The 15,310-nt window shown below is 64.4% G+C and carries 10 protein-coding genes; 8 read left to right on the plus strand and 2 right to left on the minus strand.

Annotated elements, in window-relative coordinates:
• The first annotated feature begins 93 nt into the window (after positions 1-93).
• From BW11_RS07990 to BW11_RS08025, 8 genes are all read left to right on the plus strand, one after another.
• Positions 94-1,479, plus strand: coding sequence for an MFS transporter (locus BW11_RS07990; RefSeq protein WP_107044346.1), 1,386 nt, complete (start codon positions 94-96; stop codon positions 1,477-1,479).
• A gap of 270 nt (positions 1,480-1,749) precedes the next feature.
• On the plus strand, positions 1,750-3,576 hold the full coding sequence (locus tag BW11_RS07995) for an FTR1 family protein (RefSeq protein WP_375137652.1): 1,827 nt from the start codon (positions 1,750-1,752) through the stop codon (positions 3,574-3,576).
• A 111-nt stretch (positions 3,577-3,687) separates the two neighbouring features.
• The gene (locus tag BW11_RS08000; protein ID WP_140445257.1) at positions 3,688-4,395 is read left to right on the plus strand and encodes an iron transporter; all 708 of its coding nucleotides are present in this window, start codon (positions 3,688-3,690) and stop codon (positions 4,393-4,395) included.
• A 101-nt stretch (positions 4,396-4,496) separates the two neighbouring features.
• Positions 4,497-5,774: a DUF2318 domain-containing protein gene (locus BW11_RS08005; protein ID WP_043167377.1), complete on the plus strand. Its 1,278-nt coding sequence runs from the start codon at positions 4,497-4,499 to the stop codon at positions 5,772-5,774.
• A gap of 37 nt (positions 5,775-5,811) precedes the next feature.
• Positions 5,812-7,119, plus strand: coding sequence for an ABC transporter permease (locus BW11_RS08010; RefSeq protein ID WP_140445256.1), 1,308 nt, complete (start codon positions 5,812-5,814; stop codon positions 7,117-7,119).
• Between the two features lie 57 nt (positions 7,120-7,176).
• Positions 7,177-8,529, plus strand: coding sequence for an ABC transporter permease (locus BW11_RS08015; RefSeq protein WP_140445255.1), 1,353 nt, complete (start codon positions 7,177-7,179; stop codon positions 8,527-8,529).
• 40 nt (positions 8,530-8,569) lie between these two features.
• Positions 8,570-9,370 carry an ABC transporter ATP-binding protein gene (locus BW11_RS08020; RefSeq protein WP_043167371.1) on the plus strand — a complete coding sequence of 267 codons (801 nt, stop codon included), beginning with the start codon at positions 8,570-8,572 and terminating at the stop codon, positions 9,368-9,370.
• 4 nt (positions 9,371-9,374) lie between these two features.
• Positions 9,375-9,911 (plus strand): FMN-binding protein, encoded by a 537-nt coding sequence (locus BW11_RS08025; RefSeq protein WP_140445254.1) that lies wholly within the window; start codon positions 9,375-9,377, stop codon positions 9,909-9,911.
• Between the two features lie 10 nt (positions 9,912-9,921).
• Here the strand turns inward: BW11_RS08025 and BW11_RS08030 are convergent, their stop codons facing one another.
• Together BW11_RS08030 and BW11_RS08035 are read right to left on the minus strand one after the other, a co-directional pair.
• Positions 9,922-12,126 carry a YhgE/Pip domain-containing protein gene (locus BW11_RS08030; RefSeq protein WP_140445253.1) on the minus strand — a complete coding sequence of 735 codons (2,205 nt, stop codon included), beginning with the start codon at positions 12,124-12,126 and terminating at the stop codon, positions 9,922-9,924.
• Positions 12,123-14,849 carry a YhgE/Pip domain-containing protein gene (locus BW11_RS08035; protein ID WP_140445252.1) on the minus strand — a complete coding sequence of 909 codons (2,727 nt, stop codon included), beginning with the start codon at positions 14,847-14,849 and terminating at the stop codon, positions 12,123-12,125. The genes BW11_RS08030 and BW11_RS08035 overlap by 4 nt, the downstream gene beginning before the upstream one ends.
• Positions 14,850-15,310: the final 461 nt, after the last annotated feature.

A 15,310-nucleotide genomic window follows, 5' to 3' on the forward strand; every position in this document is an offset into this window, starting at 1 on the left:
CGGCCGGTGGGTGCCACGCATAGGCTGGCGGTCGGATGCCATCGATACATCGATAATCGGACACGTCGGAACACTCGTCACGGAGGTGTGGTGATGATGGATGTGGTGAGGAACAACACGGTCAGGGACCTGCCGGGCGCCAAGATCTGGGCGTTCGCGGTGGGCCAGTTCGGCTGGGCGCTGCTCAGCGGCATCATCTCGAACTGGCTCGTCTACTTCTACCAGCCGGACAATGAGACCATCGCGCAGGGCCAGACCGTGTTCGTGCCGCAGGGCCTCGCGATCCTCGGTGTCGTCACCGTGGTGGGCGGCATCACCGCGTTCGCGCGCTTCTTCGACGCGTTCGTCGACCCGGCCGTCGCCTCGCTGTCCGACCGCTGCAATGCGCGATCCGGCCGACGCATGCCGTTCCTCAAATTCGCCGCCGCCCCGCTCGCCCTCGTCACCGTGCTCGTGTTCTGGAGTCCGGTCAACGGCACCAGCTGGGTAAACGCCGCCGTCCTGTTCGTCACCGTGATCGGCTACTACATCGCGCTCACGTTCTACTGCACGCCGTACAACGCGCTGATCGCCGAACTCGGCCACGACTCGAAGCAGCAGCTCGCCATCTCCACCGCGATCTCCTTCACGTGGGTCGCTGGCACGGCGGTCGCGTACGTCGCGCCCGTCATCTGGGGCGGGTTCGTCGGCTCGTTCGGACGCGTCGGCGCGATCCGTCTGACGTTCACGATCATGGCGATCGTCGCCTGCCTGTGCATGCTCGTGCCGCCGCTGACGATCAACGAGCGCGATTACGTCGACTCGAAGCCGACCTCCGAATCGACCGTCGAATCGCTCAAGCAGACCTTCTCCGACGGCGAGTTCCGCAAGTTCGTCTGCTCGGACGTGGTCTACTGGGTGGCGATCACCACGTTCCAGACCGGTCTGCCGTTCTTCGTGACGAGTCTGCTCAAACTCCCCGAGACCACGACGACCATCTACTTCGTGCTCATGACCGGCGTATCGGTGCTGTTCTACGTGCCGGTCAACATCCTCGCGAACCGTGCCGGCAAGAAGCGCCCGCTGCTCGCCGCGTTCGTGATCTTCACCTGCGCGTTCGCGTTCGCCGGTGCGCTCGGTTCGGGCGCGGTGTCGTTCCTGCCTCCGATGGCGCAGGGGCTGATCCTGTCGGTCGTCGGCGCGATCCCGATGGCCGCGTTCGGCATCCTGCCGCAGGCGATCGTCGCGAACATCGCCGACGCGAGTTCGAAGACCACCGGCCAGGACCGTCAGGGCATGTTCTACGCGGCCCGCACGTTCGCGATGAAGATGGGGCAGTCGGTCGCGATGCTGCTGTTCACCGGCGTCTCGACGATCGGCATGGCCTCCGGTGCCGGATATCGCATCGCCGCCGTGTGCGCGGCTGTCCTGTGCGCGATCGGCGGCGTGGTCTTCGCGTTCTACGACGAGCGCAGGGTGATGGCGGTGCTGGAGGGGTGACAGAGGGCCAAGGATGCGGGAACCGCGAACGTTTGCAGCGTCTTGCGATGCGGAACGAGAGTGAGACAGTGGCGCCCGATGTCCACATGGTGAGACATGTCGAATCGGGAGATGGCTTGAATTTTGGCCGTTTCCCAACGGTTCACCGTGAGTAAAACCATCGGAAAACCCCGACTACCTCGACTGCGCCCAAAAATCAAGACTGTTGTTTCAAAATTTTTTTCTTCTATCCTGTGGGCAGTTTTGGATTAGAGAGGAATTTCAAACATCATGTCTTCACGCGCGTTCGCTGTGCTCAAACGCGCCTCGGCCGGCCTGTGCTCGTCAGCCGCGGCGCTGTTGGCCGTGCTCATGATCGCCGCGCTCGCCGTCGCCCCGTTCGGGGGATCGGCCCGGAACGGTCAGAGCGGCCCGCTGGCGATCCTCGCCCCGCAGACCGCCTCGGCGGCCGAATCGTCGACCAGCTCCGCCACCGACTACGAGTCGTGGACCGCCGTCGCCAAGGCGATGGACAAGCAGCTCAAGTCCGGCGTCAAGGAATACAAGTCCGGCAATACCGCTGGCTCCACCTCCGACTTCATGGCCGCGTACAACTCGATCTACGTGGCCTCCAATTTCACCGCCGTCGTCAGCCAGACGATCGGCGCCGACAAGCAGGCCGCCCAGCAGCAGGCGTTCCAGGACATCCAGAACCTCTCCTACGTGCCCGGCAACGATGCGCAGATCGATGAGAAGATCGCGGCCCTCACGGCCGACCTCGACGCCACCGGCCAGCAGCTCGACGCCAATGCGCAGCTCGCCAAGCCGCGCGCCTACGCCAAGGCCCTGCAGGATCAGCTCGCCAAGGAGCGCAAGGAGCTCGACGCCAAAAAGAAGAAGAACCCCGGCAAGGGCAACCGCTCTTGGACCGACGTGGCCAACGAGATGACCCCGATCCTCGACAACGCCTACAAGGCCTACGAGAAGGGCGACGGCGCCAAGGGCGCGACCCTCGTCAACAACGCCTACTACCAGTACTACGAGAAGCTCGGCTTCGAAAAGAACGTGATGAACGCCATCAGCGGCAGCCGCGTCTCCGAGGTCGAATACCAGTTCAAGATGTCCCGCAAGGCGATGAACACCGGCGCCTCCCTCAAGGAGACCAAGAAGCTCATCGACGACCTGAAGGCCATGCTGGTCAAGGATGCGGGCATCCTCGACGGCGGTGCCGCGGACAAGGAGGGCGGCTTCACCAAGTTCATCACCAGCGCCGTCGGCCAGTCGTTCATCATCCTCGTGCGCGAGGGTCTTGAGGCGCTGCTGGTCGTGGCCGCCGTGATCGCCTACCTCGTCAAGTCCGGCAACAGGAAGCTCACCAAGTGGATCTACGTCGGCGTGCTCGTCGGCCTCGCCGGTTCCGGCGTCATCGCCGTGATCTTCGGCCTGCTGTTCGGCGGCTCCGGCCCGCAGCAGGAGATCATGGAGGGCGTGTGCGCGCTCATCGCCATGTGCATGCTGCTGTGGACCAGCAACTGGATGCTCAACAAGAGCTCAGTCGAGGCATGGAACCGCTACATCAGGACCAAGACCGAAGCGGCCGTCAAGACCGCCTCCTCGCAGGTCGAATCCGGTGAGCAGATCGCGTTCGGCACGGTCGTCTCGCTCGCGATGCTGAGCTTCCTCGCCGTGTTCCGCGAGGGTGCCGAAACCGTGATCTTCTATGAGTCGATCTACTCGATGAGCCAGGATTCGAAGGGCATGTGGACCGGCGGCATCGCCGCGGCCGTCGTGCTCGTCATCATCTTCCTGATCATCCGATTCACGTCGGTGAAGATCCCGATCGGACCGTTCTTCCTCGTCACGTCGATCCTCATGTCCGTGCTCGTGGTCGTCTTCGCCGGCGGCGGTGTGCACGCGCTGATCGAGGGCGACCTGCTTCCGGCCATCTACCTGCAGGGCGTGCCAACGAACGACTGGCTCGGCTTCTACCCGTACGTCGAGTGCATCGTGGCGCAGGTGCTTGCCGCCATCGCCGTGATCGCGCTGTTCGTGGTCGGCTTCATCAAGCAGCGCAGGCTCAAGGCGTCCGCGAACGCCGGAGCCGTTGCCGCGAAGTGACCGGCCGAATCCACCATCCACCCATACAGACTTTCCCCGAGTAATCGATAATTCAACAACCAACCAATCTGTGAACTCCAATCACAACCCCAACATAGGAGAGAACAAGAAATGATGAAGAACAAGAAGATGGCCGCCCTGCTCGGCCTGCTGCTCGCCGGTTCGATGACCTTCACGATGGCCGCCTGCGGCTCCTCCAACACCAGCACCGCCGACACGAAGTCGGACTCCTCCTCGCAGTCCTCCGACTCCTCCAGCTCGGACTCCTCCAGCTCCGATGACGCCGCCGCCTCCGACGCCGGCACCGGCTTCGAGGAGGTCCCGGTCGGCCCGTCCGGCACCGCCGAGGAGCAGGATCAGGAGGCCGGCCCGCTGACCGTCGGCGCCGTCTACTTCCAGCCGATCGACATGGAGCCGTCCTCCATGGGCCTCAAGGCCGCGGACGCCTCCTTCCACCTCGAGGCCGACATCCACGCCAATGAGAAGGGCACCGAGCTCGGCTACGGCAAGGGCGACTTCATCCCGGACCTGACCGTCAACTACACGATCATCGACAAGTCCACCGGCAAGGAGGTCGAGGGCGGCACCGCCACCTCCGGTACCTTCATGCAGATGAACGCCTCCGACGGCCCGCACTACGGCGCCAACGTCAAGCTCGACAAGGCCGGCACCTACCAGCTGAAGCTCTCGATCGAGTCCCCGGCCAAGAAGGGCTGGATGCTCCACGTCGACCCGGAGACCGGTGTCAAGGGCCACTTCTGGACCGAGCCGATCGAGGTCACCTTCGACAACTGGGAGTACACCCCGCGTCAGTGGTAATTTCCGCCGCATGACAACCCAACAGAGCCCCCTCAACTTCAAGAGGGGGCTTCAGTCCGTTTGCGGCATATTAGCCAAAACCCCACAAGGAAAGGGCGCGAATGCTTGAACAATTCGTTGCGGTGATGCCGGGGACGCTGGCCCCCGCGTTGCTGATCATGTGCCTGAGCGTGATGCTCACGGTCGGCGAGGGCAAGGACAAGCCGATCAGCTCCCATTGGCGCCTGTGGGGATTCATCCTCGGCACGATCGCGGCTATCGTGTTCGCCACCCTGCGCGCCACCGCCGTCATCAACCAGCGCACCTTCGTCAACCAGCCGGTCCTCACGGTCGCCGTCGTCGTCGACCTGCTCGCGATCGCCGCGGTGATCGCCTCCCCGTGGATCGTCAAGGACTGGCGCAAACACGCGATCTGGATGCACCTCGCGAACGCGGTGTCCGCGATCGCGATCGCCCTGACCCTCTTCTACGCCCTGCCGGACGTGATCCTCCAGCTGACGATCTGGGTGGAGCCGGACGCTCCGGTCTTCACCTCCGACATGCTGCTGCGCGCCCTCGGCTTCCTGCTCGGGCTCGCGATGTCGGCGATCGTCGCCCTGATCTTCCGCACGATGCGTTCGACCGCCGTGCGCATCTCGTTCACCGTCGCCTCGGTGCTGATGATGGCGATCCTGTTCATCCAGCACGCGACCGGCCTGCTGCAGATGATTCAGGCGCACTCCCTGTACTTCCCGCGATTCCTGTTCCAGCCGCTCGTCTTCTCGATCAACCACAACCAGCAGATGATCATGGTGCAGGCGCTGGTGTTCGCGATCCCGGCCGTCGCCTCGATGATCGCCGGATTCCGCATGACGACGAAGCCCGAGCCCGGCGTCAACGAGGCGACCGTGCGCCGTCACAAGGCGTTCCGCCGTCACGCGATCGCCTCGGCCGTGTGGAGCCTCGTCGCGATGATCGGCGTGACCCTGACGCTCACCGTCGGCGTGTCCGCCACCACTCAGCAGATCACCCTTTCCCCGCCGGAGGACTACTCGTTGAAGGACGGCGTCGCGACGATCACGTTCGCGCAGGTCGAGGACGGCCACCTGCATCGCTTCGAATACAAGGCGAAGGACGGCACCGAAATGCGCTTCATCATCATCAAGAAGAACGGCGGCGCGTACGGCATCGGCCTCGACGCGTGCGAGAACTGCGGCGACGCCGGCTACTACGAGAAGGACGGCAAGATCATCTGCAAGAAGTGCGAGGTCGCCATCAACCTGGCGACGATCGGCTTCAAGGGCGGATGCAACCCGATACCGTTCCCGTTCAAGATGGGCGGCGGCAAGATCACGATCCAAACCGCCGATCTGGACGCGCTGAGCGCCCACTTCCAGTGATGCAGTCAGTTCAAGCAGTGAGACGGGAGGCAACATCATGTTCTTTCTGCGTATGATCGCGCGGTCGTTCACGCGTCAGCTGCGTCGGCGACTGCTCATCGCCCTGACCGTGTGCCTGTCGGCCACGGTGTCGGTGGCGATGCTCGGCGTCGTCTTCGACGTGGGTGACAAGCTCAACGCCGAGCTGTCCACGTACGGCTCGAACATCACCGTCCAGCCGAAGGCCGACGCGGTGGTCTCCGACCTGTACAACACCGAGGCCGGTGCGGCGGCGGGCGATCAGTCCGACCCGACCGCGTTCCTCAAGGAATCGGACGCGCCGAAGATCAAGACGATCTTCTGGGCATTCAACATCACGAACTTCGCGCCGCAGCTCAACGTGCACGCCACCGTCGACGGCGTGGACGTGCCGATCGTCGGCACGTGGTTCAACAAGACCCTCAAGCTCGCGTCCGGCGAGTCGACCGTGGTCGGCGTCGACGGCATGCGCTCGTGGTGGAAGCTCGACGGCGCATGGCCGAAGGACGACACCGATCAGGGCGTCATCGGCACGACCCTCGCCCAGAAGCTGGGAGTCAAGACCGGCGACACGATCACCCTCACCAAGAAGACCGCCGACGGCAAGACCAACGAGCAGAAGATCAGGCTCACCGGCGTCTACGACTCCGGCGACGACGACAACGGCTCGCTCTACATCGCCTCGTCCACCGCGCAGGTGCTCGCGAACCTGCCCGACTCGGTCGACAAGATCGAGGTCAAGGCGCTGACCACGCCGGAGAACGATCTGGCGCGCAAGGCCTCGCAGAACCCGGCCGCACTGAGCCAGGATGAGTGGGAGACGTGGTACTGCACCGCCTACCCGAGCTCGATCGCCTACCAGATCGAGGAGGTGATTCCGGGCGCCGTTGCCAAGCAGGTGCGTCAGGTCGCCGCCCTGCAGGGCAACGTGCTGCAGAAGACGCAGGCTGTGATGATCCTGATGACCGCGCTGAGCCTCGTCGCGGCGGCGGTCGCGGTCGCGAATCTCATGGCCGCCTCGATCTCCGAACGCTCCAGCGAGCTCGCACTGCTCAAGGCGATCGGCGCGACCGACGGCGCGGTCTCCCGCCTGATGCTCGCCGAAACCGCCGCGATCTCGCTCGTCGGCGCGCTCGTCGGCGCGCTGCTCGGCTCAGGCGTCGCGCAGCTCATCGGACAGGTGGTGTTCTCCTCGGGCATCACGATGCGCCCGATGGTGTTCGTGCTCGTGTTCGTGCTGCTCGCGCTGACCGTGCTCGTCGCCGCATCCTCGTCGATCCGCTCGATTCTGAGCGTCAAGCCCGCGGAGGTGCTCCATGGACGCTGAGTTGGAGCGCGTGATGCGGGGAATCGCAAACGACATCGTGATGGAGGGAACCGACCTATGACCAATACCGGTATGTTCTTCCGCATGCTCTTCGGCGCGGTGTTCCGCCGTCGTTCGCGTGCGATCATGGCCGTCGTCGCGTCGCTGGTCGGCGCGGCCACGCTGTTCTGCCTCGCGGCGATCTGCATCGCCGTGCCGCAGCAGATGAACGACGAGATGCGCGCGTACGGCGCGAACCTCATCGTCACCCCGACCGGCGAGACGACGGATTCTGCGTCGTCCGACTCGGCTGGTTCCTCCGCCGCGAAGTCGGGCATCGACGCGGCGATGGTCAAGCACACCACCGAGATGGTGCGCGCCAAGGGCTCCGCCAAGTACGCGACCTATCGCTACGAGAACGTGCGCGTCAACGCCGCGCCGTACGTGATGGCCGGCGTCGACCCCGCGCAGGTCGAGAACCTCAACCACCACTGGAACGTCGAAGGCTCCTGGCCCACCGACGGCAAGGTGCTCATCGGCCGCGACGTCGCCGACGCGCTCAACGCCAAGATCGGCGGTGGCATCACCATCGGCTACCGAGCCTCCGACAACGCCGCCTCCTCTTCCTCGACCCAGTCCGGTGCGACGGATTCCTCCTCCTCGGCCCCCTCTGACGAGGGGGCTGGCTCGGCGAATGCCGAGACCGGGGGAGAGACCTCCGGCCAGACCGGAGAGACCTCCGCCCAACCCACGCAGGATGGCCGCGTCTCCAGCGACATCATGGACACCAAGGGCACCGAATTCCGCGTCGCCGGCATCGTCGACACCGGCGGCAGCGAGGACTCGATCATCTACGCGACCAGCACCGACGTCGACAAGCTCACCGGCGTCACGCGCGGCGTCGACGTGATCGAATACTCCGCCTCCGCATCCGGCGACGACCTCGCCGCCACCGTCAAGTCGATCAACGACATGACCTCGATGCACGTCAAGGCGCAGCAGGTCACCAAGATCACCTCCTCCGACACGCGCATCATCACGATGCTGCAGACCCTGTTCTGGATCGTCTCGATCGTCGTGCTCGTGCTCACCCTCGTCGGCGTCTCCACGACGATCAGCTCGATCGTCTCCCAGCGCAGCTACGAGATCGGCCTGAGGAAGGCGCTCGGCGCATCCAGCGCCTCCATCGGCATGGAGTTCTACGTCGAAAGCGCGCTGTACGGCCTGATCGGCGGCCTGATCGGCACCGGCGTCGGCTATGCGCTGGCCCGCGTGCTCACCGGCGTCGTCTTCCAGCGATCGCTGCCCGTCAACTGGCCGCTCGCGATCGGATCGGTGCTCTTCAGCGCGCTGATCGCCGTGCTCGCCTCCATCCCGCCCGTCTCGCGCGCCTCGCGCATCGACCCCGCCATCGTGCTGCGCGAGGAGTAATCGCGCACAATCCGCGTCAACCCGCGAAAAAGGAATCATCATGCTGCTTGAACTCGATCACATCTCGAAGATCTACGGCGATCTGCACGCCGTGGACGACCTGAACCTCACCGTGCCGCAGGGCGAATGGCTGGCGATCGTCGGCTCGTCCGGCTCCGGCAAGACCACGCTCATGAACATGATCGGCTGCATGGACTCGCCGTCCAAGGGCTCCGTGAAGCTGGAGGGCCGCAAGCTCGAGGACTTGAATGCCGCGCAGCTGGCCGACGTACGCAAGAACATGATCGGACTGGTGTTCCAGAAGTTCTACCTCGTGCCGCATCTGACGGCCGTCGAGAACGTGATGGTCGCCCAGTACTACCATTCGGTCGTCGACGAGAAGCAGGCGCTCGAGGCGCTCGATCGCGTCGGACTCAAGGACCGCGCCCACCACCTGCCCGGACAGCTTTCCGGCGGCGAGCAGCAGCGCGTGTGCATCGCCCGCGCGCTCATCAACGATCCGAAGCTCATCCTCGCCGACGAGCCGACCGGCAACCTCGATGAGAAGAACGAGAAGATCGTCCTCGACCTGTTCCGCCAGCTGCACGATCAGGGTACGACGATCATCGTCGTCACGCACGACGCGCTGGTCGCCAGCTGCGCCGAACGCGAGATCATGCTCAACCACGGCGTGCTCGTCGGTGAGAAGTGGAACGATGAGAAGGCCCGAGCCGCGTACGAGGCCGAGGGCGGTCGCCCGGCGTTCACCGGCTCCACCGAGGAGGGAGCCCAGCGCGAGGGCGACCTGCCGATCGGGTTCGCCGATCCGACCAAGGCCGCCAAAACCGGCGGCGAGGAGTGAGAATATGAGCGATAGGAACGATAAGGCCGTCAAGGCTGTGGCCCTGACCGCCGCCACGCTGGCCCTGTTGGGCGGGGTGGCCGGCTGCAGCGAGTCGAAGGCCACGCCGATGGACGACCAGTACTCGGGCAACTCCGGTGAGACCCAGCAGTCCCAGGAGGAGCAGTCGCAGTCCAGCGGCGACGCGGACGCGGGGACGGACGACTCGGCCTCCTCCGACGCCGCAAGCGGCAAGGACACCGGCAACTACAAGGACGGCACCTACTCGGTCAACGGCCAGTACGGCCCGGTGGGCGAGGACTCGATCGACGTCCACTTCACGATCAAGGATCAGAACGTCGAGACGGTCGAGGTGATCGGCCACCCGTTCACGCAGATCTCCAAGCAGCATCAGACCGACTTCGCCAACGCGATCAACGGCGTCGTCGACGGCAAGCCGCTCAAGGGCCTCAAGGTCGACAAGGTCGCCGGCGCCAGCTGGACGTCCGACGCCTTCAACAAGGCCCTCGACGTCGTCCGTCAGCAGGCCTCCGTCCAGTAGCGTTGCAACGCTACGCGATCACCTTGGTGCTTTCGACCTTCTCCACGTACCACCGGTTGAACCTCACCAGCGGCTTGCGCAGCAGCAGCCCGATCAGCAGCAGCGGCGGCACGAACAGCAGCAGCGCGCCCAACGCCCACCAGTAATCCATCGCATAGATGCCCGCAATCGCCGCACGCAGGGCCTTGACCGAATGCGTGATCGGCAATAGCGGGCTGATCCGTCCGATCCACGAGGGCAGCATCTGCAACGGATACGCGGCGTTCGAGCCGGAGATCTGCACGATGAGCATGAGCACGCCGATCGCCTTGCCCACGTTGCCGAAACTCACCGTCATCGTGTACGTGAAGAACGAGAACACCAACGAGCTCACCCATCCGGTGAGCATAAACAGCATCGGATGCACCGACTGCACGTGGATGAACAGCAGCGCACCGGCCAGCGAGAACGTGCTCTGCATCAGCGCGATCAGCCCGAACACCCCGTAATGGCCGAGGAACAGCTGATGCGGCCGCGGCTCGACGCCGCCCGCCCGCTCGGTCAGCTCCTCGCGCACACGGCGTGACACGCTCGTCTTGAGCGTCACCACCATGAGCAGCGCGCCCACCCACAGCGGCAGGATGATGTACAGGGGGGCCAGCGCCGAACCGAAGTTGCTCACCGGGAACAGGGCCTTGCGCTTCAACTCAACCGGCGCCGACAGTACGCTCGCCAGCGTCTCCGGATCGTTGCCGAGCACCTCCTTGACCATCGCCATATCGCCGCTGTCGAGCGCCTTCGACAGCCGCTCGTTGAACGATCCCAGCTCCTTGCCCGCCTTCGCGAGCTTGGCGGACACCGATTCCAGCGTCGTGCGTACGGTGGCAAGACTCTTGCGCGCGCCCGACACCGTCGTGCCCAGTTCGTCGAGCGTGCCGTCGAGTTTCGCCGACGCCGTGTCGAGCGCGCCCGTCGCCTGATTGACCGACGACTCGATCTGGTCGATCTGCGTCTGGATCGACGCGTTGAAATCGGATTTCACGCCCTCGATCGCGGCCTTCGCCTGCGCCGCCAGCTTCTTGATCTCGGCGCGACGCGCCTGCGAGTCGGCGCTGCGATCGCGCACGGTCTTGGCCGCGTCGCTCAGACGCTGCTGCAAGGTCTTCTGCAGGGCGATCGCCGTGTCGAGACGATCCAGCGTCGGGTCGAGCAACCCCTGCAGCCGTTCGGGAAGTGCCGCCTGCACGGACGCGATATCGGCGCGGATCGACTCGTATTCGGCGATCTGATCGCCCACGTGAGCCGCCTGCGTGTCGAGGGCGGCGGCCGTGTCCTCGGCCTGAGTGGCGGTCGAAGCGTACAGCTTGTCGGCTGCGTCGGACACCGCGCCGTAGCTCGCCGCGCTCGCCTTGAGCGCGTTCGACAGCGCGTCCGCCGCATCGTTCATCGCCCCGGACACGTCGTCGACCCCCGACCTGGCGCTTTTGAGCGTCTTGCCGGCGGCATCGGCCGAACCGCCGACTCCGGCGATCAGCTCGGCCGAATCAGCGAGCAGCGCGTCGGCCGAACCGGTCATCGACGCGTAGTCGCCGATCATCGACGACGTGTTGCCGAGCGTCGTCGAGAACTCGCTGATATTCGCGCTGAACCGGGCCAGCGCGGTCTTCGACTCCGGCTTCGACAGGTCGTCCGCCAGCGACGACGCTACCGACAGCGCGGTGCTCGTCAGCGTTTTGGCGAACATCTCGTTGATCTGCGTCGACACCTCGCTCGCGCCCTCCGTGGTGAGGTTCGGGGCGAGCGCGTTCTTCTTCTCGTTCTCGTAGTAGCTGATCTTCACGCTTTGCGCATCCGAGGAGAAGAACGTCATCATCTTGCTGCTGAAGTCCTTCGGAATGACGATCGCCGCATAGTATTTGCCCGATTTCGTCCCCTCGATCGCGTCCGATTTCGTCGTGAACGTCCAGTCGAGCTGCGAATTGGCGCGCAGCGTGTTGACGACCGTGTCGCCGATCGTGATCCTGACCGGGATCAGATCCGACTCATAGCCCTCATCGACGCTCGCGACCGCGAACTTCAGGTTCTTGAGGTTGCTGAACGGATCCCAGCTCGCCGCGACGTTGAACCAGGTGAACAGGCCGGGAATCACCGTGAGTCCTATCACGATGATGATCGAGACGATGTTGCTCGTGATTCTGCGCACATCGCCGGTGAACAGACGCCACATGGTCCTCATCGCTCGTTCCTTTCCTCGGTGGTGTGTGCGGTGTCCTCCGCATCTGCTGTGTCCTCGGGGCTTTCGGCGGGCGCGGTCTGCTGCTCCGTCTTCGCGGTTGGCGCTGCCTTCGTCTTCGCGCGGGCCATCGCCTTTGCCTTGCGAGCCTGCGCCCGTCTCTCCCGCGCCTGCTCGCGTCCCCGTTCGATGCCGTGGATGTACGAGCGGATCGCCTCGTCGTCCAGATTGCCCAGTTCGGTCTGGCGGCGCAGGCTATCGCGCACGTACTCGATCGTGATCAGGAACGCGATGATCAACAGCACCCAGATCAGCCAGGCGAGCATCGCCTCGAGCTTCGTGTTCGGCGTCAGCGAGAACGTGACGACGAGGATCGCCGGCACCACCAGACCCGCGATCAGTGCGCCGCGCTTCAATCGCGGATACTGCGCGGCGAACGCCGCCGCCTTGCGCTCGATGCGCTCGCGATACCCCTCGTGGTTGGCGAGCACGCGCACCGCCGCGGTCACCCGGTATTCGGTGCCGGGCATGTGCACCGGCTCGCCGATGATCATGTCGCTCTCGTCGATCTGACGCGCGAACAGGCGATTCACGTTCGCCATCAACGGTCGCACGACCAGCCCCAGCACGAACGCGACGATCGCGAACAGCAGCAGTCGCCCGATCTTCGAGAACCAGTAGCCGTCGTAGAAGCCGCCGATCGTCTCACGGAACGCGTCGATCGAATACGTGAACGGGAAGAACGGGTACAGATTGCGGAAGAAGTCGGGCATCATCTCGATCGGATACAGGCCCGACGCGCCCGGGATCTGCAGGATGATCAACGCCACGCAGATGCCCTTGCCCACATGCAGGAACGTCGTCGAGAACGCGAACACGATCGACGCGTACACGAGCGAGGTGATCACGCCGGTCGCGACGAACGCGAACGGGTTCACGCTCTGCACGCCGATGATGAGATCGCCCAGCGTCGTGACCGCGCCCTGCGCCGCGGCGAACAGGCCGAACAGCAGGAAACGGGCCATATATCCCTGTGTGATCGTCATATGCTCGATGCCCTCGTCGTCGGTCTCGAGCTTCATGATCACGGCGAGCGCGAACGCGCCCACCCACAGCGCCATGTTCGTGAACAGCGGCGCCATGCCCGAGCCGTATGCGTTGATCGGGTAGAGGATCTTCGTGTCGATCACGGTGGGGGAGAGCATGAACTTGGCGATGCGATCCGTGTCGAGCTTGCCGGAACCGTCCTTGCCGCTGCCTCCGAACAGGTCGGACAGCATGCTGGACGTGTCGAGGGCCTTCAGATCGGTGGAGGTCGTCTCGAGCTTGGTCTCCATCTGCTTGAGCGCCTGATCGGTGTGATCCAGCGAGCTGATCGTGCTCGCGGCCGCCTTGTCGAGCTGATTCAACACGACGTTCGTCTGCGAGATCAGCGCGTTCTGACCGCCCAGGCCTCCGGCGATCGTGCCGGCAGTGCCCGCCAGCGTGTTGAGACCGCCGTTGAGCTTCGGCAGCGCGCCCGAGGTGATCGCCTTACGCGCCGCCGAGTTCGCGGCGAGCGACGACTGTGTGGCCGTGTCGAAGCTCGTGGCGAGCCCCGACACCGAGGCGATGGTCGCACCGGTGTCGGTGTTGAGCTGTTTGATGTCGGCCAGCGTCTGCGTGGTGTGCCGGTTCTCGGTCTCCAGCTTCGCGATCGCCTGGGTGAGCGCCGCGCCGCCGCCGTTCGGCAGCTCAGCCGCGATGGCCTTGAGCTTCGCGATCGCCTGCGTGTTGGCGTCGTTGACGGTCTGCAGCATCGTGATCGCATCGCCCGCCGCGCCGTTGGCGACCGTCAGACCGGCCGTCACGTGGTTGACGCCCGCGCTCGCCTGCTGCGAGGTCTGCGACAGCAGCGACGAACCGCTATCGAGCACGGTGTTCGCGTTCATGGTGAACGTGGTGATCCGCGACTGCGCGCCGTTGATGCGGGTCGACAGATCGCCCAGTCCGGTACTCGCCTTGCCAAGCAGCGTCTGCGTGCGGGTGAGCGCCTCGCGCGCGTCCTTCGTCTTGGCCGGAGTCTTGCCCAGCGTGGTTTTGAGCGAGCCGATGATCTTGCGCGTGTTTGCGACATCCCGCCGCGCGTCGTCGAGATCGTCGAGCACGTCCGAACGCATGGCGTCCGCCGTGCCGCCGGCCGCGTCCGTGGCCTTGTTCACCGCGTCGGAGAGCGCCTGGCTCACCGTGGAGACGAACGTGCCGTTGACCTGATTGTCGACCGTGCTCGCGCCGATGTCGGTGATCTTCGGGGCGATCGCGCTCGCCTTCTCGTTGACGTAGTATTCGAGCTGCGGCTGGTCGCCGCCGGTGATCGCGCCGATCATGTCGTCGCTGAAGCTCGCCGGGATGACGATCGCCGCGTACGCCTCGCCGGACTGCACGCGGTTCAGTGCCTCCGATTCGTCGGTGAACGTCCATCCGAGCTGATGGTTCGCCTTGAGCTGCGTGACGATCTGCTTGCCGAGGTTCGTCTTGCCGACGAGCGCGTTCTCGGTGCCCTTGTCGTTGTTCGCGATGACCACCTGAATGCCCTGCGTGTTGGTGTACGGGCTCCAGAATCCGATGATGTTGAACCATGCGTAGAGCGGTGGGATGAAGATCAGTCCGGTGACGATCACCCATGCCGCCGGTACCCTGAGGATGCGGATGAGGTCGCGTTTCAGTATCGCGAAAACGTTGCCCATGACCTTATGTTTCCTTCTCTCGTCCGTGTGGCCGTTGTGGTCGTTCCCGTTCGGAGCCATCGGACGTTGCCGTCCGGCCGTGAGGAGCTTCGTGCCGGTTCTCCGCTCCATGGTGTCGTCGTGGTCGTTGTGATTGGACAAAGTTGACATGTTGTCAACTTTTTGACGTCCAATGACCCAAGTATCGCAACACACCATAGACCATGTGTTCGGAACAACGGGGGCAATGGCGCCGGATTGCCGTGTCGATGGGTAAAGTGTCTAATTTTGGTATTCGATGTCCGCTGACGCTGGGCGCCCATACCCCGAGGCGCCCATCAACCATCCGCAACCATCCGCAACCATCCGCAACCATCTGCAACCATCCGTATGGACCAGACGCTGCCGGCGCAGTCCGGTTGGCTCCCCCATGTACTGGTATGGTCCGTTGACTCTTGTACCGATACATGGCGATTCCTGTG

It is taken from the genome of Bifidobacterium sp. UTCIF-38, from assembly GCF_006454495.1.
Classification (GTDB): Bacteria; Actinomycetota; Actinomycetes; order Actinomycetales; family Bifidobacteriaceae; genus Bifidobacterium; species Bifidobacterium callitrichos.

Coding starts and splice junctions, on each gene's coding strand:
- BW11_RS08010 (WP_140445256.1), top strand. CDS start 5,812: ATGTTCTTTCTGCGTATGATCGCGCGGTCGTTCACGCGTCAGCTGCGT.
- BW11_RS08035 (WP_140445252.1), bottom strand. CDS start 14,849: ATGGGCAACGTTTTCGCGATACTGAAACGCGACCTCATCCGCATCCTC.
- BW11_RS08000 (WP_140445257.1), top strand. CDS start 3,688: ATGATGAAGAACAAGAAGATGGCCGCCCTGCTCGGCCTGCTGCTCGCC.
- BW11_RS08005 (WP_043167377.1), top strand. CDS start 4,497: ATGCTTGAACAATTCGTTGCGGTGATGCCGGGGACGCTGGCCCCCGCG.
- BW11_RS08030 (WP_140445253.1), bottom strand. CDS start 12,126: ATGAGGACCATGTGGCGTCTGTTCACCGGCGATGTGCGCAGAATCACG.
- BW11_RS08015 (WP_140445255.1), top strand. CDS start 7,177: ATGACCAATACCGGTATGTTCTTCCGCATGCTCTTCGGCGCGGTGTTC.
- BW11_RS08025 (WP_140445254.1), top strand. CDS start 9,375: ATGAGCGATAGGAACGATAAGGCCGTCAAGGCTGTGGCCCTGACCGCC.
- BW11_RS08020 (WP_043167371.1), top strand. CDS start 8,570: ATGCTGCTTGAACTCGATCACATCTCGAAGATCTACGGCGATCTGCAC.
- BW11_RS07995 (WP_375137652.1), top strand. CDS start 1,750: ATGTCTTCACGCGCGTTCGCTGTGCTCAAACGCGCCTCGGCCGGCCTG.
- BW11_RS07990 (WP_107044346.1), top strand. CDS start 94: ATGATGGATGTGGTGAGGAACAACACGGTCAGGGACCTGCCGGGCGCC.